General features: G+C 63.6%; 24 protein-coding genes and 2 tRNA genes. 11 read left to right on the forward strand and 15 right to left on the reverse strand.

Going from position 1 to position 23,563, the window contains the following annotated elements; genetic code table 11:
• Window positions 1–94: 94 nt before the first annotated feature.
• Together CQ13_RS09550 and ppa are read left to right on the forward strand one after the other, a co-directional pair.
• The gene (locus tag CQ13_RS09550) at window positions 95–604 is read left to right on the forward strand and encodes a GNAT family N-acetyltransferase (RefSeq protein ID WP_057842744.1); all 510 of its coding nucleotides are present in this window, start codon (window positions 95–97) and stop codon (window positions 602–604) included.
• A gap of 98 nt (window positions 605–702) precedes the next feature.
• On the forward strand, window positions 703–1,233 hold the full coding sequence (gene ppa, locus CQ13_RS09545; RefSeq protein ID WP_057842716.1) for an inorganic diphosphatase: 531 nt from the start codon (window positions 703–705) through the stop codon (window positions 1,231–1,233).
• Between the two features lie 162 nt (window positions 1,234–1,395).
• Here the strand turns inward: ppa and folD are convergent, their stop codons facing one another.
• From folD to CQ13_RS09530, 3 genes are all read right to left on the reverse strand, one after another.
• Complete coding sequence (gene folD, locus CQ13_RS09540; RefSeq protein ID WP_057842715.1) at window positions 1,396–2,280, reverse strand: bifunctional methylenetetrahydrofolate dehydrogenase/methenyltetrahydrofolate cyclohydrolase FolD; 885 nt, start codon at window positions 2,278–2,280, stop codon at window positions 1,396–1,398.
• Window positions 2,281–2,365: 85 nt separating this feature from the next.
• On the reverse strand, window positions 2,366–2,683 hold the full coding sequence (locus CQ13_RS09535; RefSeq protein ID WP_057842714.1) for a DUF167 domain-containing protein: 318 nt from the start codon (window positions 2,681–2,683) through the stop codon (window positions 2,366–2,368).
• 30 nt (window positions 2,684–2,713) lie between these two features.
• Entirely contained in the window at window positions 2,714–3,004 is a 291-nt protein-coding gene (locus CQ13_RS09530; RefSeq protein WP_057842713.1) for a YggT family protein, read from the reverse strand.
• 185 nt (window positions 3,005–3,189) lie between these two features.
• On the opposite strand from CQ13_RS09530, the gene CQ13_RS09525 reads away from it, so the two are divergent.
• Window positions 3,190–3,265: transfer RNA gene (locus tag CQ13_RS09525), tRNA-Ala, on the forward strand.
• A gap of 108 nt (window positions 3,266–3,373) precedes the next feature.
• On the opposite strand, the gene CQ13_RS09520 is transcribed toward CQ13_RS09525, so the two are convergent.
• The 4 genes from CQ13_RS09520 to CQ13_RS09505 all read right to left on the reverse strand — a co-directional run bounded on the left by CQ13_RS09520 (window position 3,374) and on the right by CQ13_RS09505 (window position 6,778).
• Window positions 3,374–4,186, reverse strand: a complete 813-nt coding sequence (locus CQ13_RS09520) for an enoyl-CoA hydratase (protein WP_057842712.1) — start codon at window positions 4,184–4,186, stop codon at window positions 3,374–3,376.
• A gap of 112 nt (window positions 4,187–4,298) precedes the next feature.
• Entirely contained in the window at window positions 4,299–5,099 is an 801-nt protein-coding gene (locus CQ13_RS09515) for a glutamine amidotransferase (RefSeq protein WP_057842711.1), read from the reverse strand.
• Window positions 5,100–5,265: 166 nt separating this feature from the next.
• Window positions 5,266–6,045, reverse strand: a complete 780-nt coding sequence (locus tag CQ13_RS09510; RefSeq protein WP_057842710.1) for an SDR family NAD(P)-dependent oxidoreductase — start codon at window positions 6,043–6,045, stop codon at window positions 5,266–5,268.
• Window positions 6,046–6,274: 229 nt separating this feature from the next.
• Window positions 6,275–6,778: a tellurite resistance TerB family protein gene (locus CQ13_RS09505; RefSeq protein ID WP_057842743.1), complete on the reverse strand. Its 504-nt coding sequence runs from the start codon at window positions 6,776–6,778 to the stop codon at window positions 6,275–6,277.
• Window positions 6,779–7,146: 368 nt separating this feature from the next.
• Between CQ13_RS09505 and CQ13_RS09500 the strand changes: the two genes are divergently transcribed.
• Complete coding sequence (locus tag CQ13_RS09500) at window positions 7,147–7,623, forward strand: cupredoxin domain-containing protein (protein ID WP_057842709.1); 477 nt, start codon at window positions 7,147–7,149, stop codon at window positions 7,621–7,623.
• A 6-nt stretch (window positions 7,624–7,629) separates the two neighbouring features.
• On the opposite strand, the gene CQ13_RS09495 is transcribed toward CQ13_RS09500, so the two are convergent.
• From CQ13_RS09495 to CQ13_RS09485, 3 genes are all read right to left on the reverse strand, one after another.
• Window positions 7,630–9,039: an adenylate/guanylate cyclase domain-containing protein gene (locus tag CQ13_RS09495; protein WP_057842708.1), complete on the reverse strand. Its 1,410-nt coding sequence runs from the start codon at window positions 9,037–9,039 to the stop codon at window positions 7,630–7,632.
• Between the two features lie 103 nt (window positions 9,040–9,142).
• On the reverse strand, window positions 9,143–10,528 hold the full coding sequence (locus CQ13_RS09490; RefSeq protein ID WP_057842707.1) for a cytochrome P450: 1,386 nt from the start codon (window positions 10,526–10,528) through the stop codon (window positions 9,143–9,145).
• 150 nt (window positions 10,529–10,678) lie between these two features.
• Window positions 10,679–12,046, reverse strand: a complete 1,368-nt coding sequence (locus tag CQ13_RS09485; protein ID WP_057842706.1) for a hydrolase — start codon at window positions 12,044–12,046, stop codon at window positions 10,679–10,681.
• A gap of 149 nt (window positions 12,047–12,195) precedes the next feature.
• On the opposite strand from CQ13_RS09485, the gene CQ13_RS09480 reads away from it, so the two are divergent.
• The 6 genes from CQ13_RS09480 to CQ13_RS42775 all read left to right on the forward strand — a co-directional run bounded on the left by CQ13_RS09480 (window position 12,196) and on the right by CQ13_RS42775 (window position 19,009).
• Entirely contained in the window at window positions 12,196–13,887 is a 1,692-nt protein-coding gene (locus CQ13_RS09480; protein WP_057842705.1) for an MFS transporter, read from the forward strand.
• Between the two features lie 326 nt (window positions 13,888–14,213).
• A complete protein-coding gene (locus CQ13_RS09475) occupies window positions 14,214–15,335 on the forward strand; it encodes a TRAP transporter substrate-binding protein (protein ID WP_057842704.1) in 1,122 nt (373 codons plus the stop codon).
• A 117-nt stretch (window positions 15,336–15,452) separates the two neighbouring features.
• Window positions 15,453–16,058 (forward strand): TRAP transporter small permease subunit, encoded by a 606-nt coding sequence (locus CQ13_RS09470; protein WP_057842703.1) that lies wholly within the window; start codon window positions 15,453–15,455, stop codon window positions 16,056–16,058.
• Window positions 16,055–17,404: a TRAP transporter large permease gene (locus CQ13_RS09465; RefSeq protein ID WP_057842702.1), complete on the forward strand. Its 1,350-nt coding sequence runs from the start codon at window positions 16,055–16,057 to the stop codon at window positions 17,402–17,404. The genes CQ13_RS09470 and CQ13_RS09465 overlap by 4 nt, the downstream gene beginning before the upstream one ends.
• 31 nt (window positions 17,405–17,435) lie before the next feature.
• A complete protein-coding gene (locus CQ13_RS09460; protein WP_082637395.1) occupies window positions 17,436–18,839 on the forward strand; it encodes an amidase in 1,404 nt (467 codons plus the stop codon).
• Window positions 18,836–19,009 carry a hypothetical protein gene (locus tag CQ13_RS42775; RefSeq protein WP_156433602.1) on the forward strand — a complete coding sequence of 58 codons (174 nt, stop codon included), beginning with the start codon at window positions 18,836–18,838 and terminating at the stop codon, window positions 19,007–19,009. Before CQ13_RS09460 ends, CQ13_RS42775 begins: the two co-directional genes overlap by 4 nt.
• 21 nt (window positions 19,010–19,030) lie before the next feature.
• On the opposite strand, the gene CQ13_RS09455 is transcribed toward CQ13_RS42775, so the two are convergent.
• Both CQ13_RS09455 and CQ13_RS09450 read right to left on the reverse strand, forming a co-directional pair.
• Complete coding sequence (locus CQ13_RS09455) at window positions 19,031–19,252, reverse strand: hypothetical protein (protein WP_057842701.1); 222 nt, start codon at window positions 19,250–19,252, stop codon at window positions 19,031–19,033.
• Window positions 19,253–19,482: 230 nt separating this feature from the next.
• Window positions 19,483–19,761: a hypothetical protein gene (locus CQ13_RS09450; RefSeq protein ID WP_156433601.1), complete on the reverse strand. Its 279-nt coding sequence runs from the start codon at window positions 19,759–19,761 to the stop codon at window positions 19,483–19,485.
• A 206-nt stretch (window positions 19,762–19,967) separates the two neighbouring features.
• Here CQ13_RS09450 and CQ13_RS09445 point away from each other — a divergent pair, with 206 nt between their 5' ends.
• The gene (locus tag CQ13_RS09445) at window positions 19,968–20,996 is read left to right on the forward strand and encodes a polysaccharide deacetylase family protein (protein WP_057842700.1); all 1,029 of its coding nucleotides are present in this window, start codon (window positions 19,968–19,970) and stop codon (window positions 20,994–20,996) included.
• 75 nt (window positions 20,997–21,071) lie between these two features.
• Here the strand turns inward: CQ13_RS09445 and CQ13_RS09440 are convergent, their stop codons facing one another.
• The 3 genes from CQ13_RS09440 to CQ13_RS09430 all read right to left on the reverse strand — a co-directional run bounded on the left by CQ13_RS09440 (window position 21,072) and on the right by CQ13_RS09430 (window position 23,563).
• On the reverse strand, window positions 21,072–21,488 hold the full coding sequence (locus tag CQ13_RS09440; protein WP_063800057.1) for a hypothetical protein: 417 nt from the start codon (window positions 21,486–21,488) through the stop codon (window positions 21,072–21,074).
• A 127-nt stretch (window positions 21,489–21,615) separates the two neighbouring features.
• Window positions 21,616–21,691: transfer RNA gene (locus CQ13_RS09435), tRNA-Thr, on the reverse strand.
• Between the two features lie 93 nt (window positions 21,692–21,784).
• The gene (locus tag CQ13_RS09430) at window positions 21,785–23,563 is read right to left on the reverse strand and encodes a heme biosynthesis protein HemY (RefSeq protein WP_057842698.1); all 1,779 of its coding nucleotides are present in this window, start codon (window positions 23,561–23,563) and stop codon (window positions 21,785–21,787) included.

Here is a 23,563-nt window from a genome sequence, read left to right on the forward strand (position 1 = left end):
AGAAGAACACGAAACTGATGCAGAAAATCCACAGGTTAACCGATAATTAACGATGGACCTTGAAGCCGGCCCGCCGACTTGCTTTGATCAGCATATGAGCACAACCCTGATCGAGGTTCGACCGGCCAAGGCTGCGGATGCAGCCGCGGTGGCGTCTACCCATGATGAAGCCTGGCGCTCGGCCTATCAGGGCATCATTCCCGGCGCCGAGCTCGAAAAGCTCATTAACCGTCGCGGCCCGCAATGGTGGGACAGCGCAATCCGCAAAGGCAGCCGCGTCAGCGTGCTGGTGTTCGGCGACAAGGTCGCGGGCTACGCCAATTACGGCCGCAACCGCGCCCGCAGCCTGCATTTCGAAGGCGAGATCTACGAGCTTTATCTGCGGCCGGAATTCCAGGGCCTCGGCTTCGGCCGCCGCCTGTTCACTGCTGCCCGGCGCGATCTGATGCAGAGCGGGCTAAAGAGCATGGTGATCTGGGCGCTGTCCGACAACGATCCGGCGACGGAATTCTACCGCGCGCTCGGCGGTCGCATGGTGGCCCGCTCCTCGGAGAAGTTCGGGGCCAAATCGCTCGATAAAGTCGCTTTCGCCTGGACCAACTGAGCCTAATTTCGGCTTTCCCCTGCTCCGCTGCGGGTCTAAACGGACCCGGACGCGCACCTGATTCCGGGCGCGCCCCTTAACGCAAAGCGGAGCCCTTTATGCGCATTGACGCCATCCCGATCGGAGTAAATCCGCCACACGACGTCAACGTCATCATCGAGGTGCCCGTTGGCGGTGAGCCGATCAAATATGAGATGGACAAGGAAGCCGGCACACTGGTGGTCGATCGCTTCCTCTATACGGCGATGCGCTATCCCGGCAATTACGGCTTCATCCCGCACACGCTGTCCGGCGACGGCGACCCCTGCGACGTGCTGATCGCCAATACCCGCGCCATCGTGCCGGGCGCCGTGATGAGCGTGCGGCCGGTCGGCGTCTTGCTGATGGAAGACGAGGCCGGCGGCGACGAGAAGATCATCGCCGTGCCGTCCTCAAAACTCACCCAGCGCTACGACAAGGTCCGGAACTACAACGACCTGCCCGACATCACGCTGCAGCAGATCCAGCACTTCTTCGAGCACTACAAGGACCTCGAAAAGGGCAAGTGGGTGAAGGTGCTGCGCTGGTGCGGCGCCGAGGACGCCCACCGCCTGATCCTGGAAGGCATCGAACGCGCCAACAAGAAGTAGCCTTTTTCAGCACGTCGTTGTCGCTGATGAGGTTGTGTCATTCCGGGACGAAGCGTCACATCGAACTACGATGCGCAATGGCGCATTGGAGAATCTCGAGGTTCTCAGGTGCGCAATTGCGCTCCATAGTTCGACCGCTTCGCCCTGGAACGAAGGTAACACCTACACCGCCGGCTTCGGCAGCCCGTGAATCGCACAGGCCGCACGCAGCGTATTCACCAGCAGGCACGCCACCGTCATCTGGCCGACGCCGCCCGGCACCGGCGTAATCGCGCCGGCAACTTCGGCCACTTCCTTGAACGCGACATCGCCGACCAGCCGCGTCTTGCCGTCAGCCAAAGGCAGGCGGTTGATGCCGACGTCGATCACGGTGGCGCCCGGCTTGATCCAGTCGGCGCGAACCATCTCGGGCTTGCCGACCGCGGCATAGACCAGATCGGCGCCGGCGCAAAGTTGCGGCAGGTCCTTTGAGCGCGAATGCGCGATCGTCACCGTCGCATTTTCATTCAGCAGCAACTGCACCAGCGGGCGGCCAACCAGGTTGGAGCGGCCGATGACGATCGCGTTCATGCCTTCCAGCGAGGCATGCACGCTCTTGGTCAGGATGATGCAACCGAGCGGCGTACACGGCGACAGCGCGGCAAAGCCGCCGGCCAGCCGGCCGGCATTGTTGGGATGCAGCCCGTCAACATCCTTGGCGGGATCGATCGCGTTGATGATGGTTTCGGTGTGAAGCGATTTCGGCAGCGGCAATTGCACGAGAATGCCGTGCACGGCGGGATCGCGGTTGAGCTTTGCGATCAGCGCCAGGAGATCGGCCTGCGCGACGTCGGCGGGCAGTTTGTGCTCGAACGAGGCCATGGCGGCGGCCTGGGTCTGGGTGTGCTTGCTGCGAACATAGACCTCGCTGGCGGCGTCGTTGCCGACCAGCACCACCGCAAGGCCCGGTGTGACCTGATGCTCGCCTTTGACCCGCGCGACCTCTTCCGCGACACGGGCGCGAAGCTCCGCCGCAATGACCTTTCCGTCGATAATGCGTGCCGTCATCTCAATCCTTCGTCTTCGTCTTGACGCATGATCTTTTCGTAAAACCGGTTCCCACTTTGCGCTTCCGCGGCCCTCCGGGTCCGGATCATGCTTTGGCGGCGGCTACCTTTCGCAGCGTTTCGCCGAGAATTTTGGGATCGCCGTCAACGGCGACCTGCTTGATGCGCGAGGTCATGCCCGACAGGATCTTCACCCTCGCCTTCGGGACGCCGAGCACCTTCGCCATCAGTTCCGTGACCGCACGGTTGGCTTCGCCGCCGTCGGCGATGGCGCGGACGCGAACCTTCACCACCGAGCGGCCGTTGGCGAGCGTCTCAATGCCATCGATATCGTCGCGGCCGCCGCGCGGTGTCACCCGCAGCGCGACACTGATGCCGTCGGTGGAGTAGCGCCAGGGATCCATGGGGCATCCGTCAGCTATCAGTGCTCGCGGTCAGATGACGTTGGGATAGACGTAGTAGAGGATTACCCGCTGGATGAGCATGATGACCAGGATCAGGATGATCGGCGAGATGTCGAGCCCACCCAGGTTGGGCATGAACCGGCGGATCGGCGCCAGCGCCGGCTCGGTGATCCGGTACAGGAATTCGGCTACCGCCGCGACGAACCCGTTGCGCGTGTTCACGACATTGAAGGCGATCAGCCAGGACAGGATGGCCGCGGCGATCAAAAGCCAGACGTATAGGTCAAGGACAATGATGACGATGTCGAGGATAGCGCGCATGGGAGGGGGGAGCTCGCGAGGAGGGGTAAACAGCTAGATATCGGTTCATCCTCTCGCAAACAAGGGAAGTTCCCGGCAAAATCACGCCAAAATCGGTACTTTCACCGTTCTTGACTTGGCCTTGGGCCGGACTGTAAATGGCGCCGATTGTCGGCTGCTTCGGACGATGTCGAGGCGGTCGCGACGGGGCCATAGCTCAGCTGGGAGAGCGCGTCGTTCGCAATGACGAGGTCGGCGGTTCGATCCCGCCTGGCTCCACCACGCTTCGCCCTTCGGGCTACGCGTGGCGCAGCCACGCAAGAGCCAGAAGGGCGAAGCGAGCCCGGCGTAGCCCAACGGGCGAAGACGGGCTGTTAGACCAACTCCCCCTCACTTCCCCGTAAACCACGGCGGCCGCTTCTCCACAAAACTCGCTACCCCCTCCCGGAAATCGCTCCCCTTCAGCGCGATCTGCATTTCGCGGTTGGCATCGATGGTGGCTTCGGCGAGCGTTTGGAACGGCACGTCATAGAGCTGGCGCTTGATTACAGAAATCGCGCTGGGCGAGACGAAATCGGCGAGATCGCGCGCGTAGGCATACGTCTGTTCGCGCAACTGGTCCGGCGGATAGATCCGGTTGACCAGCCCGATGCGCAAGGCTTCCTCGCTCGAAACCCGTCGCGCCGACATCAGCAAGTCCAGCGCATTGGCGTGGCCGACGATGCGTGGCAGCATCCAGCTAATGCCGTGCTCGGCGATCAGCCCGCGGCGCGCAAACGAGGTGGTGAAGACGGTATTGTCGGCGGCGAAGCGCAGGTCGCAATAGAGCGCGTGGACCAGGCCGATGCCGGCGGTAGCGCCGTTGAGCATGCCGATCACGGGTTTTGGGATCGCCGGATAATAGGCGTAGCGCGTCTGCCAGTCCGCCCGGCGGTTCATGTCGAAGGGCGGGATGTTCTCGCCGCGCCTGATCTCGCTGGGGTCGATGGCCTGCAACGCCTCCATGTCGGCACCTGCGCAGAAGGCACGGCCGGCGCCGGTGAGCACGATGACGCGGACATTGTCGTCGGCGCTGGCCGCCTCCATTGCATGGCGCACTTCGCGCTCCATGGTCGCGGTCCATGCGTTCATGCGGTCGGGGCGATTGAGCGTGATGGTCGCGATCTTGTCGCTCACCTCGAAGAGAATATGCTGATAGGTCACCGCGGGTCTCCCTGTCGTTCTTGTCATTGCCGTGCGGGCTCAGGAGCGCGACCCTATCACATCAGCGGTTTTTGAAAGACGTTCGGACGCGCGGGCAAATTCCGCGTGGCGGCTATTCGGCCGCTTCCAGCAGAGCCGCCTGCGGCGCGCGCACGATCCAGCCTGCAATGAAATTCTTCAGCCACGCCCGTTCGACGACGTCGTGCACGGCGCGGCCTTCGAAGTGAAGGTGACGCGGCTGCGCGCCTGGCGAATCCATCCGCACGCATCCGCGCGTGGTCCAGCGATGCATCATGGCGTAGGTGACGTCGGGATGAAACTGGAAGCCGAACGCGTGGCCGTGCCGAAACGCCTGCACCGGAAAGTCATCGCCTTCGGCAAGCAGTTCGGCGCCGTCAGGCAGTTGGAATCCTTCGCCGTGCCAATGGTAGACGCGCTCCGGCCAGTCCGAACAGAGCGCGTGACCGGCAGCGGTTGGGCGGATCGGATAGTAACCGACCTCGACCCTGCCTTCATGATGCGGCGCGACCGGCGCGCCCAATTGTTTGGCAAGCATCTGGGCGCCCAGGCAGATGCCGAGAAACGGCCGCCGCTCGCGCAAGGGAATTTCGATCCAGTCGATCTCACGGCGGACATACTCCTCGGAGTCGTTGGCGCTCATCGGGCCGCCGAAGATGACCGCGCCGGCATGCTGGGCCAATGTTTTAGGCAACGGGTCGCCGAACCGCGGACGCCTGATATCGAGGGGATAGCCGAGCGCGCGCAGCGCGTTGCCGACCCGGCCGGGCGTCGAGCTTTCCTGGTGGAGAACGATCAGAACCGGTGACAGGGATGCGGCGTCAGGCGCAGCCAGCGCCCCTCTGCCCGGAAAGGGCACGATGTTGTCGTCTTTTTTGCTCGAGCGGAACGACATCGACGTTGCTCAGGTGCCTCGAATCGAAACCATACCTAAGTGACTGTTAATTTCGGGTGAGTTCACGCACACATCCAAAATTGTAAGCAAACCGCGGGCCAGATGCGGTCAGCGCCCCGACCCGCGGTGCGAACGGGCAAGAACACCGGAAAAAACTGGGGTTTCTTCAGCGCTGGCGGAGCTGGAAGCGGCCGATCGCCCCGAGGACAAAGGAGCGCGGAACCAGCCGGAGCATGAACGGCACAATCTTGATGCCGAGGCCCGGCAACACTGCCCGTTTGTTCGCCATGAGGCCGCTGTAGGCCTGCTGCGCGACATCGGCCGACGACATATTGAGGATCGACGAATCATAGCCGGGTCTGAATCCGGCGCGCGCCTGAAATTCCGAGGGCACGGGTCCCGGACACAACACCGTCACGCGCACGCCATGTGGCGCCAGTTCTGCGCGCATGGCTTCGGTGAACGACAGCACATAGGCCTTGGACGCGTAATAGACCGCCATTCCCGGCCCCGGCAGAAAGCCCGCAATCGAGCCGACGTTGAGAAGGCCGCCGCGATTGCGGATCAGGTGATCGGAAAACCGCAGTGACAGGTCAGTCAGCGCGCGGATATTGACGGCGATTATCTCAAGCTGGTTGGACCGATCGCGCTGGATCGCTCTGCCAAACACGCCAAATCCGGCGTTGTTGACGAGGTATTCAACCTCCACGCCGGAGGCGGTCAAGGCCTCGGCAATCCTGTCGCCGCAGTCGGGTTGCGCAAGGTCGCAGGGAATGACGATCGGCGCCGCGCCGCCGGCCGCCTTGATTTCCGCCGCCAACGCTTCCAGGCGATCAGCGCGCCGCGCCACCAGCGCTACGCGATGACCCTTCGATGCAAAAACGCGCGCCAGCTCGGTGCCTATGCCCGCCGATGCACCAGTAATCAGCGTCACACGCTCGGTCACGATTGAATTCTCTTAAAAATCAAATCAGGGTTATGCCGCCAGCACGAGAACGAGAGCATAGGCGCGCGGTGTGGCGCAAGCCATCCCCCAAACATGGCGCCATGCCGGCCTGTGTGCTCCACGCGCTGAAGTCCCTATGTTTTCAGGCTTATCGCGCGCTGGCGCAGCCGGTTGCGGCGCACATCAAAGTTTCGTCATCTGCAATGATGCGTGGCTGCGCCGCGCATTGTCACATTGCTGCGTCTTCGGCCTTCGGCGCACCTGCAGACGAGACCGGCTGCCGCTCGGCCACCCGATGCTTGAGGTCGATCCGGTCGCGCGAGGAAATGCCGAGCAGGTCGGCTGCGCGCCAGACGACGTTATCCTCGAATTCGCTGACCTGGCCGTCCGCGTATACCAGTTCCCACATCATCTCGATGATGCGAAGCCGGCCCTCTTCGTTCACCGAACGCATGATGACGCTGGTGAAACGATAGAGATCGACCGCATCGCCTTCGGCCCGCGTCGCCGACGCGATCAAATGATCCGCCGTCCCGCGATCGAGCTTGAAGCGGCTTTCGATCAAACTGTGTAATTTGCGCTTCTCGATCACGCTCGGCTCGCCGTCAAGCGAGACGACATGGACCAGTAGTGCAGTCGCCGCGAGAAGATACCCGGTATCGTCGAACGCGAAATCCTGATCCGCGTTGGGAGCGACGATATCGGCAATGAATTGGCGCAGTCCGTCGAGCATTAATCTACCTGCAAATTCGAAGAAGCTGTCGAGCGAATATGGGTCGAAGACCTGGCCTTCGCAATCCGCGCGATCGGTGGCTGACAAGGCGTGCAGATTAAATCGGCGTCACGTTGGGTGTGACGGAAACATCTGCGTGAAGCCTGGGCAGCGCCTAAAACAACGGCGCGCCTTCGCTTTTCTGTTGGGAGGGGGACCGGTTCAAGGCATGTAGTCTTGCCGCTTCGGCAAGACACCGCCTATCGGCCAACGGCCGGCTGCGCGATTCGCCGCAGGCAGTCGGCCGATATTCAATTGCAAATCATTCGCATTTGCATTAGGGAAGAACTCCTTGTTTCAGCAGGCTATTTTCAAAGAAGGAAACGACCATGGCCTCCTTGCGCTTCGCACTTGGCGCTGCCGTTGTGTTGGGAATCGCTTCCGGAGCAGCGCTTGCGGCAGGTGACCTGTCGCGACAGACGCCGATCGAGGTGACGGTCGATCTCGGCTCGCCCGGCAAACACGAATTCGCGCCGAAGCAACTCAAGCTCGAAACCGGCAAGCTCTACAAGCTGATCCTGCGCAATTCGAGCAACGATCCGCACTACTTCACCTCGCATGCGTTCTCGCAGATGGTGTTCACGCGCAAGGCGCAGGTGACGCAGCAGCAGAACGGCAAGACCGTTACACTCGCCGAATTCAAGGGCGCCATTCGCGAGATCGAGGTCTATCCGGGACAATCCGCCGAATGGTGGCTGGTGCCGGTCGCAGCCGGCCACGTCAACGATCTGCGCTGCGACATCAAGACCAGCGACGGCAAGACCCACGCCGAGCTCGGCATGACCGGCGAGATCGTGATCGAATAGCGCTGTCTAAGGTATCTCGTACACCATAACCTTGTCGGCGATGCCGCGCAGCGCCGCTTCCTTCTGGATCGGCCGGATCGCCTGCTTCGCCAGGATCGTGGCGACTGCGGGCGATTCGATCACAGGTCCGGTGATGTGGATTTCCTGCGAGGTCGACAAGCTCTGCACCCGTGAGGCGATGTTGACGGTCTGGCCGAAATAGTCCTGCCGCTCGTTCAGCATGACCGCCAGGCACGGGCCTTCGTGGATGCCGATCTTGATGATCAGGTCCTCCCGGCCGCGCTCGGCATTCAGGACTGCCATCGCCGCCCGCATGCGCAGGCCCGCGACGATCGCATGTTCCGGCCTGATGAAGGTCGCCATCACGGCATCGCCGATCGTCTTCACGACCGCGCCCTTCTCCGAGGCGATGATTTCAAGCAGCGCGTGGAAATGCGCGCGCACCAGGTCGAAGGCGGCGAGATCGCCGACCCGCTCATAGAGCGCGGTGGAGCCCTTGAGGTCCGTGAACAGGAAGGTCAGCGAGGTGATCTTGAGGCGCTGATCGACGTTGAGGTTATCCGCCTTGAAGACGTCGCGAAAAGTCTGGTTGGACAGCATCCGCTTGGCGGTCAGGATCGGCTTGCGTTTGCCAAGCAGTTCATGGAGCGTGTCGTTGGCGACCCAGACCGCGGGCAGCACCCGGTGGTCAGTCTGGTTTTCGAGCGATAGCCGTAGCGGTCCCGGGCGCATCACCGTCGAGCCCGTAGGCGCGTGCAGCTTGTTGAAGACGATCGAAAACTGTTGCCGTTCGCGGGTCGGTTCGCCCTGGACATCAAAGAAATGCGCCGAATGCGTCACCGGCTCGAACACGATGACGAACTGATTGGGCAGTTGCAGCGACAGCACCGCCTTCTCGCCCGCCGGCAACTCGATGGCTTCGAGCGAGACTTCATCGATGAGCCGCTTGATCGATTCCTCGCTCAGGTCCATCCCCGAGCTCCAGAACATCTGGCGGTTATATTCCCAGATCGGCAGCGTGTTGGGATCGTGTGCCGCAATGCGCCTGACGCGCGGGCTGACCGTGAAAGCGACCTCGACGCGGTCGTCGACCGATGCCTCGTAACCTTGGGCGCATAGCGCGCAATTGTAATCGTCGTGCCGCAGCGATTTCAGAGTGTTGTGCGCGCCGAGCACGCCACCGCAGCCGGGGCACAGCACATTCCAGGTGAGATCGAACAGCCCGAGCCGCGCCGAATGCAGGAAGGCCGAGATGACCTTTTCCTCGTCGAGCCCGTAGCGCGCAGCGAAATCCAACAGGTTGATCCGGTTGAGCTCGCGGTCTTCGCCCTTGGCGATCAGTTGCGTGATGGCGTCGACCACCGCGGGATCGGCGGTCTGCTTCAAGACTGCGAACTGGGCCTGGGTATCGCTCATGGTGATAACCTAGATGACGCTCCCGAAGGGGCTGCGCAAGATGCGCTTCCTTCTCTGACGCATTTTCTTCGCGTGGTCCGGCAATCGGCCGATCAAGAAAAGACTACCGAGGCGTGATGGCAAACATCGGCGAACGGTCGGGCTGCGTCGTCACCACGCCGATCGGCATCACCGGATCATTGTCGACCAGCGTGACGCGAAACGCGCCGATCATCTTCGCCAGCGCCAGCGTCGCCTCGACCAGCGCGAAATGCGCGCCGATGCAAACGCGGGCGCCGACGCCGAACGGCAGATAGGCGAAGCGGTCGGGCGGCGTTCCCGTCATGAAGCGGGACGGGATGAACGCGCTCGGATCGCGCCACAGTTTTTCGTGCCGATGCAACAGCCACGGCGCGATCAGGATGACGTCCTTCTTCTTGACCGGCAGACCCGCGATGGTATCCGGCCCGATCGCCGCGCGGGCGATCAGGAACGCTGGCGGATAGAGCCGCATCGTTTCGTCGATCACCGCGCGGGTGAATTTCAGCCGCTCGATATCGGACGCGCCGTTGACGGACGCGGTCTGTACTTCGCTCGCCACCTGCTCCTGCGTGGCAGGATCGAGCGCCAGGAGATAGAGTGCCCAGAACAGTGCGGTCGCCGTCGTCTCATGGCCGGCGAGAATCATGGTCGCGACTTGATCGCCGAGTTGTTCGTCGGAGAAGGCTTCGCCGGTTTCCGGATCGCGCGCGTCGCCCATCAGGTCGAACAGATCGCGTGCCGGCGCGCCCTTCTGCTTGCCGGCGGCGCGGCGTTCGGCCATCAGCATGCCGACGAATGCAGTCCAGCGCTTGCGGAAGCGGCCGCGCGCAATGTCCTGCGGGCTTGGCCAGCTCAGCGGCAACAGCAAGTCCAGAAAATGCGGGCGCGCCAGCCGCTCGCCATATTCCATCACGAAATCGCGCAAGGCGGCGCCATGGCGATCCATCCCGAACGAGAACATGGTGCGGCCGGCGATCTCGAGCGCCATCCGCTGCATCGCCTCGCGCAGGTCGACGTGTCCATTGTTGGCGCCTCTCAGCTTGGCGACCGTCTGGTCGATCGCCGCCAGCATGTGCGGAATGAGCGGCATCACCGCGCGCGGCGTGAATGCCGGCGCCAGCGTGCGGCGCTGATGCTTCCACGCGCGCCCTTCCGCGATCAAAAGACCTTCGCCGAGGATCGGACGCAACACCCGGATGCCGGCTGGCGTGCGCGTATAATTTTCATAATTGTCGACCAGCACATGCTTGATCGCATCCGGCGCGTTGAGAATGAACGTGCTGCGGCCGAAGAAGCGGCCCTGGACGATATCTTCCTCATAGGCCCGCTGGCCCCAGCTACCGATCGGGCTTTCTCGGATCGCCTTCATCCGCCCGAACACCGTCATGTCGTCGGGTGCCCGCGGCGGGCTCGGCGGCACCAGCGGTGCGCGCGCAACCGTCATGTCGTAGACTTCGGCTATGCTCATCGGCACCACTCTCGTAGGGACCAACGCCCCTCGCATATCGCGGAGCCTGTCATCGGGCGCGCATTCGAGCGACCCGTTGGCTCATGCGGGCTACGGCAGCAACTATGTATTCGATCCGGGCGCCACAAAGGCGCTCCTGTCAGGAAACAGCTAATAAGTCAGTTCGGCAACCGCAATCCGGTTCTCGGAGGCCGGCCAGGCTCGCGCCACGATCCGCTCTTGATTGAACAGGGCTACCACCGGCCGACCGGCTTCGCTGGCCGAAAGCCGCAAGGTCGTGACCGAATCGGTCGGCACGCCGGATTTCACGTCCCTGGGCTCCTTGCCGTCGATCAGCACCACGTCCCGCGGCAGCCCAAAATAGCCCCGCGGGCGCGACATCAGGACCACGGCACCCGCGCCGGCATCGGCCGGCCCAAGCGGGCGCGCGGAACGCAGATGCACAATCTCGGAGGAGCGCGGAAACGGTGAGCGGTAGAAATGGGTGGTCGGCGAACCCGCTGACGTCAGCTCGATTTCGAGAAACCAGGTAGCCTCGACCTGCGCCGGCCCCCAGCGGCCGTCGGCGCCGGTCTGCGAAGCATGGATCGGACCGCCGGTCCGTTCGCCGGTCTCGGGAGAGACCCGATAGATTTCGACCGTCGCGCCAGAGACCGGACGGTTGGTGACGACGCCGCCCGGCGTACCCGTCACAAGCCCGCTCAGTCTGACTTCCGCTTCCGGCGCGATCTCGATGCGTGACGGCTCTACGCCAGCGATAAATTTGTAGATCTCGCGAAACGCGCGCGGATGAAACGCGACCTCGCGATGATCGAGCGCGCCGAGCACCAGATTGGTCGCGCCCTTCAGCGCCGGGCCGTCCGATGTGACGCCGGTTGGCATGCCCGGCTTGCCGACGAAGCGCCCGTCGGGTTGTGCATATTTGTCGTTGCCGTCGCTGCGCAAAGTGAGAAACGCCGTGCCCGGCGTCGCCTCGCTGTCGCCCTCGTTCAAGCCGCGCAAGAACGGGCCGCGGCCGTTGAATTCGTTATTGATGCCGTCATCCCAATCATAGATTCCGTGATTGGGAACGCCGCACAGCACGGCGTGGCTCACATCAGCTCCGCCGCCATTTCTGATGTAATTGCGGATCGAATAGCCGCCACGCGAATTACCGACAAGGGCGATGCGCGCCGCGCCGGTGCGACGCTGCAATTCCTTGACGGCCTCGCCGAGCTCGCGGCGCTGGTCTTCGGTCGAGGAGCGGTTCGGTTGCTGCACCTTGTCATCGGTGCGCGCCAGAGGATCGGTAAAACTGATCGCCAGCATTCGCTCGCGTGGCACGCCATTCGATTCCATTCGCCACAGCGTCGTGATCCAGAGTGCCGCATGGTCGCCATTGCCATGCACGAACAGGATCGGTGGGACCGCCGCCGGTGCGGTCTGCGCCCGCGCCTGCAGACCGAGGAGCGGAAGACCGCCCGCCAGCAAAGGCAACGCTCCCGCGCTCTTGAGAATCAACCGCCGCGACAGCCGCATTCCGAAACCTTCCGTTGCTTTTCAATACCTTAGCTGTGCGATAGCACCGCCGATAGTGCTGCTTCGACTGGACAGGTCGGGGCTTTCGCAGGCATCACTTTACATTCGAACGGAATCAAGCCGGTGACAGAACGCCAACGGAACCGATCATGACCGACCAGCCGAAACGCTCGCGACTTGCGACAGATGGCATCGCAGCGCCGTTGCGGCACGCGGTGTTCCGGCGCATCTGGCTCGCCAGCCTCGTTTCCAACCTGGGGATTCTGATCCAGGGCGTCGGCGCGGCCTGGGCGATGACGCAGATGACTGCTTCGGCCGACAAGGTCGCGCTGGTGCAGACCGCGCTGATGCTGCCGATCATGCTGATCTCGATGCCCGCCGGCGCCATCGCCGATATGCACGACCGCCGCATCGTCGCGCTGGTCTCGCTCGGCATCGCATTTGTCGGCGCAACCGCGCTCACCGTGCTGGCGTGGCTCGGCCTCGTTACGCCGAATATCCTCTTGGCACTCTGCTTCGTCGTCGGCAGCGGCATGGCGCTGTTCGGGCCGGCCTGGCAGGCCTCGGTGACCGAGCAGGTGCCGGCGGAGACACTGCCGGCGGCGGTCGCACTCAACGGCATCAGCTACAACATTGCGCGCAGCTTCGGTCCGGCGATCGGCGGCATCGTGGTCGCCACAGCAGGCGCCGTGGCCGCGTTTGCCGTCAATGCGGTGCTGTATCTGCCGCTGATGGTGGTGATGTTTCTGTGGAATCGCGCCAACGAGCCGTCGCGCCTGCCGCGCGAACGGCTCAACCGCGCGATGGTCTCCGGCGTGCGCTACATCACCAATTCGCCGTCGATCAAGATCGTGCTGACGCGCACGCTGGTCACCGGCATCATTGGCGGCTCGGTCTCGGCGCTGATGCCGCTGGTCGCCCGCGATCTCCTGCATGGCGGCGCGCAAACCTACGGCATCATGCTCGGGGCCTTCGGCATGGGCGCGGTCTTCGGCGCGCTGAATATCGGCGAGGTGCGGCGGCGCATGAGCGGCGAGGCCGCGGTACGCGCCTGCGCGATATCGATGGCCGGCGCGATCGCGGCGGTCGCCCTGAGCACCAACGCAGTCCTGACGGCGATTGCGCTCGTGCTCGCTGGCGCGGTGTGGATGCTGGCGGTCGCCCTGTTCAATATCGGCGTGCAGCTTTCAGCGCCGCGCTGGGTTGCGGGCCGCTCGCTGGCGGCTTTCCAGGCGTCGATCGCCGGCGGCATTGCGGTCGGAAGCTGGGGCTGGGGATACCTCACCGACCTCGCCGGCGTGGAGATCGCGCTATTGGTCTCGGCTGGCCTGATGCTGGTCTCGCCCCTGCTCGGCATCTGGCTGCGCATGCCGCCGGTCGGCGCGCGCAACGAGGATGCCACCGAACTGCTTGCCGATCCCGAGGTGCGGCTGTCGCTCACGGGGCGCAGCGGACCGCTGGTGGTCGAGATCGAATATCGCGTCGCGCAGGATAACGCGCGCGCGTTTCACAATGTGATGCAGGAAGTGCAGCTCAGCCGCCAGCGCAACGGCGCCTATGGCTGGTCGATCGCGCGCGACATCGGCGACCCCGAATTATGGACCGAGCGCTACCATTGCCCGACCTGGCTCGATTATCTGCGCCAGCGTAACCGTGCGACGCAGTCCGAGCGCGCCCTGCACCAGCGCGCGATCGACTTTCACCTCGGGCCGGAGCCGATCCGCGTCCGCCGCATGCTGGAGCGGCCGTTCGGCTCGGTCCGCTGGAAGGAAGATACCCCCGACCGCGCCGCCAACGAGGTCTTGCCGGTGGTTGCGACCGCAGCCGGCAGCAGCACCTGATCCATCGATAAGGGCGACGCGGCGCGGCTATTGGGCGCAGAATGGCGCGGGAATAAAATCAGCCCAACTTGATTCAGCGTACTGCCGACGGCGCGCCACCAATTTTCTGCGACTAAAGTGCAAGACGCCGATGCGCATTCGCCCCGCCGAGCGAGAACAGGTCCTGCTTCGCGCCTGCGAAATGACAACGTTGCCCTGCCACTTGAGCGATTCGTAAGGAGTCCACGCACTTCCCGCTTGCCAAAATGCCGCGCAAGCCTTTGACTTGCCGCTGAGACAAACAAGCCTGCGGCGACAGCGGGCGACATCTCAACCGGGAGGAGCTCATGAGCAAGCGTAGCGATACAAAAACGACGCGGCGCCGTTTCCTGACGGCCGCGGCCGCCGGCGGTGCGGCGATTGCGATGCCACAAGTCAGCCGGGCGCAGACGGCGACCCTGAAGATGCAGGGCTCGTGGGGCAAGGCCGACGTCTTCAACGAGATGGCCGAAGATTATGTGAAGCGCGTCAACGAGATGGCGGGCGGCCGGTTGCGCATCGACTATCTGGTGGGCGGCTCAGTCGTGCACCCGTTCCAGGTATTCGACGGCGTGCATGGCGGCCAGATCGACGCGGCCCATACGGTGACAGTCTACTGGTACGGCAAGCACAAGGCAGCATCGCTGTTCGGCACCGGGCCTGTGTTCGGCTTTAATGCCAACGAAGGCCTCGGCTGGATTCACAACGGCGGTGGCAAGGAGCTGTTCGAAGAACTCCAGACCCAGATCATGAAGGTCAACATCAAGAGCTTCTTCGCGATGCCGATGCCGACCCAGCCGCTCGGCTGGTTCAAAAAGCCGATCAATAGCGACGCCGACCTGAAGGGACTCAAGTACCGCACCGTGGGTCTCGCCGCCGACTTGTTCCAGGTGATGGGCGCCTCTGTCGCGCAGCTTCCGGGCGGGGAAATCGTGCCGGCCATGGAGCGCGGCGTGATCGACGGATTCGAGTTCAACAACCCGACATCGGACAGGCGCTTCGGCGCGCAGGACGTCGCCAAGAACTACATGTTGGGCAGCCACCATCAGGCGACGGAATACTTCGAGATCATGTTCAACCGCACGAAGTATAATGCGCTGCCGGCCGAGCAGAAGGCGATCCTGCAGTATGCTGCAGAGGCGGTTTCCTCCGCCAACGAATGGAAGGGGATGGACTATTACTCCAAGGACCTCCAGGAACTGATCAACAAGGACAAGGTCAACGTTCAGCGGACGCCGAAGTCCGTGTTCGATGCGCAGATCAAGGCATGGGATGGCTTGATCGCCCAGCTCGGGTCGGATCCATTCATGAAGAAGGTGATGGACTCGCAGAAGGCATGGGTGCGCCGCGTGGTTTACTACAATATGACCAACGCGACGGATTACCGTGGCGCCTTCGAGCATCACTTCCCGGGCGTGCTCAAGGTCTGACGAACTCCCGGCGCGTTATCGGCGCTACGGTATGAATAAAGGGTGGCGCGGTTGACGCGCCGCCCAGCCAGGAACTGGGGACATCCGGATGTGCGACTTGCCGCGAGTTCAGCTCGCATGAGGAAGTTTCTTTTTTTCATCGACGAACTCAGCACCTGGGTCGGCAAGGCGTTCGCCTGGCTGATCCTCGTCCTCACGCTCGGCGTCAGTTACGAGGTGTTCATGCGCTACGTGCTGCGGGCGCCGACCACCTGGGCATTCGACATCAGCTACATCACCTATGGCGCGATGTTCCTGATGGCCGGGGCGTATACGCTCTCGCGCAATGGTCATGTGCGCGCCGACGTGGTCTACCGGCTGTGGTCGCCGCGCACCCAGGCGACCATGGACCTCGTTCTCTACATTCTGTTCTTCCTGCCGGCGATTGCGGCCTTGATGTATTCGGGCTGGAATTATGCCGATATGTCGGTGCGCTTCCGCGAAGTCAGCATCTTCAGTCCAGCTGGCGTGCCGGTGTTTCCGCTCAAGGCGTTGATCCCGATCACAGGCCTGCTTCTGTTTCTGCAAGGCTTCGCTGAAATCATCCGCTGCGTGCTGTGCATCCGTACCGGCCAATGGCCGCAGCGCCTGCACGACGTGGAGGAGACCGAGAGCCTCATCATTCGCGAACGTCAGCAGCAGCAGGCGGCCGCGCAGCAGAGCGAGAGGGGAGCAGGCGCATGACCGATCCCCAACTCGGCATGCTGATGCTGGGCCTGTTCATCTTCATCATCATGCTCGGCTTCCCGATTGCCTTCACGCTGATGGCGATGGGCGTCTCGTTCGGCTACTACGCCTACTACACGCCCGGTCAGGAGTTCTTCCAGAACCGCATCTTCACGCTTCTGGTGCAGAAAACGTTCGAGGTCACGTCCAGCGACGTGCTGGTCGCAGTTCCGCTGTTCCTGTTCATGGGCTATTTGATCGAACGTGCGAACATTCTCGACCGCCTGTTCTACTCCCTGCAACTGTCGATGAAGAACGTGCCGGGCGCGCTTGCGGTGGCGACCCTGATCACTTGCGCAATGTTCGCCACCGCCACCGGCATCGTCGGCGCCGTTGTCACGCTGATGGGGCTGCTGGCTTTGCCCGCCATGCTGCGGGCCGGCTACGACACCAAGCTGTCGGCAGGCGTGGTCTGCGCCGGCGGCTGTCTTGGTATCCTGATTCCGCCGAGCATTCTCCTGATCGTCTATGCGGCGACCGCCGGCGTTTCGGCGGTCAAGCTCTATGCGGCCGCCTTCTTTCCAGGGTTCATGCTGGCTATGTTTTACATCGTCTATGCAATGGGGCGCGCGATCATCAATCCCGCGCTCGCACCGAAGCTGCCGCCCGAGCAGACCAACGTGCCGATCGCGACGGTGATCTGGGCGCTCGCCACGTCATTCCTGCCGCTGGCGCTGCTCATCGTTTCGGTGCTTGGCGCGATCCTGTTTGGCCTGGCGACGCCGTCCGAGGCGGCCGCGGTAGGTGCCCTCATGAGCATCGTTCTGGCGGCCGCCTATCGTTCGCTCAATTACACGATGATGAAGGAATCGGTATATCTGACGGTGCGCGCCACTGCGATGGTCTGCTACCTCTTCATCGGATCGTGGACGTTTTCCGCGGTGTTCGCCGTCCTTGGCGGACAGACCGTGGTCGAGCAATTCTTCGCCTCGATGAACCTGTCGCCGGTCCAGTTCCTGATATTGACCCAGGTGATCATCTTTCTGCTCGGCTGGCCGCTGGAATGGACCGAGATCATCATCATCTTCGTACCGATCTTCCTGCCCCTGCTTCCCAACTACGGCATCGATCCGATCTTCTTCGGCATCCTGGTCGCACTGAACACGCAGACCGCGTTCAATACGCCGCCTGTTGCGATGGCCGCCTTCTATCTGAAGGGCGTGGCGCCGCCGGAGGTGAAACTCACCGACATCTTCTCCGGCGCGCTCCCCTTTGTCGGCCTGGTCTTCCTCACCATGGCGCTGGTCTACATCTTCCCGGAAATTACGTTGTGGTTGCCCAACTACCTCTATGGATCGCGGTGAGCAGGTTGGGTAAACCGCTGAAAGGACGCGCATGAGTCTCAATGCGCTCGGGCTTGCGGAAGCGGCGGCCGGCATCCGCGATGGCCGGTTCAGCTCAGTGGAGCTTGTCGCCGACTGCTTGAAACGCATCGACGAGGCCGATCGCGACATCGAGGCGTGGGCTTTCCTCGATCGCGACTATGCGATGCGGCAGGCCGAGGCCGCCGACGACCGTCGCAAGCAGGGCAAGGCCACAGGCCCGTTGCATGGCGTGCCGCTGGGCATCAAGGATATCTTCGATACGGGCGACATGCCGACGGAGTTCGGATCAAGCCTGTGGGCCGGACGCACGCCGCGCCGCGATGCGGCGGCGGTGGCGCGCCTGCGTGCGGCAGGGGCCGTGATCCTCGGCAAGACGGTGACGACCGAGTATGCCTATTTCAATCCCGGCAAGACCCGAAATCCGCACAACCCGGCTCACACGCCGGGCGGATCGTCGTCGGGCTCCGCCGCGGCCGTTGCGGCGCTGATGGTGCCGGGCGCCATCGGCTCCCAGACCAACGGGTCCGTGATCCGACCTGCCGCCTTCTGCGGGGTGGTTGGCTTCAAGCCGACACACGGTCTCATTCCACGCAGCGGCGCGCTACTGCTATCGCGGGCACTCGATCATGTCGGCGTGTTTGCGCGCTCGGTCGACGATGCAGCACTGCTGGCACAGACGCTTGCAGGTTTCGACGAGGAAGATCCGGATACGCGCCCCCTTGCCTCTCCCCCCTTTGTCGAAATGGCGGCAAGCGAGCCGCCATTGCCGCCGCGGTTCGCCTTCGTGCGCTCGCCCGCGTGGAAGCATGTTGAGCAGGTGACAACGGAGGCGTTTGCCGAACTGGCGGAAGCGCTCGGCGAGCACGTTTCCGAAGTCGAGATCGGCCCGAGTTTCGAGCGCGCCATCGACATGCACCGCACCATCATGGAAGTGGAGATGGCGCACAACCTGCATCCCGATTTCGAGCAGGGCGTCGGATCCTTGAGCCAGGTATTGCGCGCGCTGATCGAGCGCGGCCGCATGGTGGCGGCCGTCGACTACACGCGCGCCTTGGCCAGCAGCGCACCGCTCAACGCGGCGCTCGACAGCGTGTTTGACGAATACGACGCGATTCTGACCCCGTCTGCACCGGGCCCGGCGCCGCGCGGCCTCGACAGTACCGGCAACCCCGTGTTCTGCTCGACGTGGACCTATCTCGGCACGCCGGCGGTGACGCTGCCGCTGCTGCAATCGGAAAGCGGCCTGCCCATTGGCGTTCAGTTGATCGGACGCCGCGGCAACGATGCGCGGCTCCTGCGGACAGCCAACTGGCTAATCAAAACTCTCGGAAAAGGCGGCCGCGACAGAGCCGCGCCTGCCAAAACCAGTGCCAAGACCAGTGCGCGTCGCGCGAAAACAAGGAGCGACAGATGACGAATTTCATCACCGGACTGATCGGCGTTGCCGGCGTCTGCGCGTTTCTCGGCATCATGCTCTGGTGGATCAAGGCGGTGCCGCTGATCATCATCTGCGTGTTGGTGATGGCGCTGTTGACTTACGACTTCTATCAATCGCTCCGCACCAACGGGAACGGCACGGGATAAGCCGCAAGGGCTGCGCAGCCTTTACTGCCCGACGCTCGCTAGCTTCCGCTGGCAGGCCTTGCTGATCCGTGAGCGGTTCTGCTTCAGGCAGGCCAGAATGACCTGATCACCATCCTGCATCTGCGCCCGGCAATACCGCGAGACGTCGCGCGCGCACTCGTCATGCCCCTCTCTTTTTTGTGTTTGTGCCGACACGCTTGAGGCCATCAGGATCAGGGGAATGACGAAAAGGATCTTGGTCATTTGTTATGCCTTCGTAGCCGGGAAACGCGATCAGCGCGCTCTATAGCGTTTTCTGGCGAGGTTGGAACCGGTCCGCGTCGGGAAAACGCGTCAAACGGGAATCCAGTGCGCCAAAATCCCGGCCGCACGCATTTGTGAACGGTGAATTGCCCGTTCGCGTTGTGAACGCCGCGAAACGAAAAACGCCTGCGTCGCATCGCCGCAAGCGTTCCCGGGAGCCGGTGGGCCAACTATTGCGCGGCGAGCTTGCCCTTCTTCGCCGCGAGATCGCGATCCATCACGGTGCGGCAGCCCGCGCTCAGGTCGGCGCGATGCTTGATCATGCAGGCGGTGATCTTCGGAATATTCGGGATTTCCGAGCTGCAGAGGCGGAATGCGTCGCCGGTGCACATCTGCTGCTGCTCAGAGGTGAAGGCGAAGCTCGCGGTCGACGACGCGGCGGCGAAAGAGATCGTCAAGGCCAGCACTGGACTGATCTTGCGAACGGCATTGAACAACATTGCGGTCATTGTCGGCTCCTGTTGGCTCGGCAGGCGAGCCCGTTGTTGATGGCAGGAGCATGCGCCCGGAACCGCGGGGCGACTGTGACTGACCTCACTCGAAGATAAGCCTCTCATCTCCTTCGCCTAACCGGCGGTTGTTCGCGAGACGTTAAGACATTGTTGGCATTAATGGCCCGTTGCGTGTGTATCCCGAGTATGTGGAAAGAGTAGCGATGCGTAATGCGTTGGGCCTGATGCTGGCCAGTGTAGTGACGGCGCTGGTGATAACCGGCGTTTGGTTCTGGACCTCCTCGCCGCGGACCGACGCGGCTGCACCCCAAACCGTTGCCGCCCGTGCGGCCGAGCCGGCGCCCGCCGCAGCCAGGCCCGCACTGAGGGACGACGTCGAGACCACGGCCTCGCTCTCGAAGCCGGCCCCTGCCCCCGCGCCCATGCCCGCAGCCCAGCCGATGCGATCGGCCTGCGCCAATCCCGACGCACTCGGCGTCAGCCGCACCGTCGTGATCGACACCACCGGCGGCCCCGGCTTCGGCTTCCTGCAATACAAGCAGTTCGACTTCCTGACCGAGAAAGAGGTCGTGCTGACCTTCGACGACGGCCCGTGGCCGACCACGCCCGCCGTGCTCAAGGCGCTATCGGATGAATGCACCAAGGCCTTGTTCTTCCCGGTCGGCAAGCACACGACGTATCATCCCGAGATTCTCAAGCAGGTCGCGGCCGCCGGGCACACCATCGGCTCGCATACCTGGTCGCACGCCCATCTCGACAGCAAGAAACTGACCGAAGCGCAGGTCAAGGAAGAGATCGAGAAGGGCTTTAGCGCGGTGAAGATGGCGCTGGGGACGGCGCCCGCGCCGTTCTTCCGCTTCCCGGGACTCGCGCACACACAGCCGGCGCTTGGCTATCTCGCCTCGCGCAACATCTCGATGTTTTCAGTTGATGTCGATTCGAACGACTTCAGGTCTTCCGGACCCGACCAGGTGATCCAGAACGTCATGACCAAGCTCGACAAGCAAGGCAAGGGCGTGATCCTGATGCACGACCTGCAGAAGAGCACGGCGCAGGCCTTGCCGACGCTGCTGCGCCGCCTGAAAGCCGGCGGCTACAGGGTCGTGCAGATGAAGGCCAAGCAGCAGCTCGAAACCCTGCCCGAATACGACGCGATGCTGGTCAAGGACCAGAAGATGCCGGCCGTTGCCAGCCGTCCGATCGGCAGCGTGGTGCAGACGGTTTCGCAGTAAGCCGACAGGCTCAAGCGTCACGCAAAACGCGCCCCTCGGAGTAATCCCGAGGGGCGCGTTTTGCTTTGGCAATGTTTACCAGTAGATGCCGTGGCGATGCAGCTCGCGGACGATGCGCGCTTCAATCCAGTGGTGCCTGCGGCGCGGTTTCATGCTCTTGGACATTAAGGCCGTTCTTCGAGCAACGGGCCTTCCGCGCTCGGCTCTCGACCGCTCAGCGGCCGGCTGTTGAACCTTTGCTGCCAGTCTGGGCGCCTCGGCCTTCGGTGTCTCGGCCTTCAGAGTCTCGGCCTTCGGTGTCTCAGCTTTGGGCTCGATCGCCGGCCGCTCGACATATTTCGGCGGTTCCGGCTGCGGGACTTCGGCGGTTTTCGGTGCATCGACAGCCTTCGCGGACGCCCGCTCGATGCCACCCAGCGACAAGCTCCGATCCCCAGCCTGAGCAGCAGTGGATGCCAGAACGAATCCTGCGATGAGAATGAGCTTACGCATGTTGATGTCTCCCCTTGAGGTCGAGGCAGAGACTAGGCCGGGCAGGGCGGTGCTTATGTGAGACAAGTCACGCAAACGCAGCCGTGACCGTGCGTGCTGACGAATTCAGGAAACTTTCGGAAAAGCGTGGTGCCGCAAACAGGACTCGAACCTGTGACCCCGTCATTACGAATGACGTGCTCTACCAACTGAGCTATTGCGGCGGACCGAAGCGGCGTCCGGGCGTTAGCCGCGAACGCCCGCACCTGATATCGGGCAGCGCCCCGATTGGCAAGAAAAACGCTAGCCCCGAAACGCTAGCTGCCGCCCCAGCGTGACAAAAATCCCCGCCAGCCGCCGGCCTGGGCCTTGGGCGGGGCGAGTTGTTCCGCGAATTCGTCCGCCGGGCCGTCCTCATCGATGCCGGGGTCGTCCGGGGCTCGAATGAGGGGGATTACGGCGGGAATCGGGGCTGGGACCGTCTTTGGAATATCCTGCCGCGAACGGAACAACGGGGCCGGCTGGCTTGGTGCCGGTTCGGCCGGCTTCGGCGGGGCCGGCTCTTGCGTCGGAAGAATGGTGGCCGCTTCGTGGCGAGTGGCCTCGGCGGGAGGCACTTCGGCGGCGGCCGCAGGTGGCGGCACATTGTCCTGCGCGGCCGGTGCCGCAGGCGGTTCGGGCGTGACGGGAGCAGTGGGCTCGGCAGGCTGCTCGTCCGCGGCTTCAGGCGGCGCAATCACCACGGCACGGCGCGGCGTCGCCAGCATGGCTTCCTCGAACGGGGAGGATTCGATCGTGCTCGCCTTGTCGGACGGCAGCGCCGCGACCGGCGTCTGCCACTGGAAGGCATCGAGCCGCCCGGTGACGGGGGAGACCGGCCGCCAGCGATCGCTGACATAGCCGTCCGCAGTCCAGGCCGGATCGTGCAGCGCGCGCACCGCGCGCAAAGTCCATGCGCGCGCGCGGCCACTATCGCCGTGCTCGGTGCGCTCGATCTCGGCCATCAACAGCGCGACGCGCTGCGTCGGCTGAGCGATGAAGGGCGCCAGCGCCTCGCGTGCCTTGGTGAACTCAGACGCGTCGATCGCGGCGCGCGCAATCGCCAGCGCGCCCTCGATATGGCCGGGCGTCTTCGCCGCCAGCGTCTCGACCCGCACCAGCCGTTGGCGCGCGGAATCCCCGAGCTTCACATGGGCATAGGCATCGGCCAGATCCGGATGCGGCTGCGCCAGCCACGCCGTCTCGACAAGCCGCATCGAGCGCCGCACCTGGTGCGCTTCGCTCTCGAACTTGCTCGCCAGCACGGCGGCGGGTACCAGCGTCGGCGCCAGCTTGACCGCTTCCATCGCGCTCTCGCGCGCCAGGTCGCGATCGACCTTTTCGAGTTCGAGCGCGCGTGCGGTGAGCAGCACGCCGCGCTGCCGGCGATAGGTCGCCTTGTCGATCAGCCCGGCCGATTGATTGTTGTCGAGAATTTTTAGCGCACCGGCCCAGTCGCCCTTGGCGCAGCAGAAGCCGAGCACGGCGTGCGATGCCCATGACGACGACGGCGACAGCTTCAGCGCTTCCTCGGCGAGCATGACGGCGGCGACCGGATCGTCGGCGCGCTGCGCCTCGATGAACAGGCCGCGCAGGCCCAACAGCCGCGTGTCTTCACGCTCGGCCATGGCGCGGAAGGCGCGCTGCGCGCCTTCGCGGTCGCCGTCGAGCTGCGCCGATTGCGCGTGCAGCAGCAGGGCCAGCGGATCATGCGCCGCGTGCTTTCGCGCGGCGTCCGCGTGAATGCGGGCAGCCGTGGAATCGCCATGGCCGATCGCGAGCAGGCCTTGCGTGATCGCATGCCGGCCGCGGGCCTGACGACGTTCGCGCTGGTTGCGGCGGATCCGTTGCGGCGTGCGCCACAGGCCGCGCAGGATCGCCCACAGCATCATCGCCGCAACGATGACGATGCCGAGCGCCAGCACGAACACCGGCAGCGTGGTCTGCACGCGATAGCCGCCCCAAGACAGCACGACATTGCCGGTCTGCTCGGCAATCCAGGCCGCGCCGGCTGCACCGAGCGCGATCAACAGCAGAAACAGAATGATCCGGACCAT

The organism is Bradyrhizobium retamae, from assembly GCF_001440415.1.
Lineage (GTDB): Bacteria > Pseudomonadota > Alphaproteobacteria > Rhizobiales > Xanthobacteraceae > Bradyrhizobium > Bradyrhizobium retamae.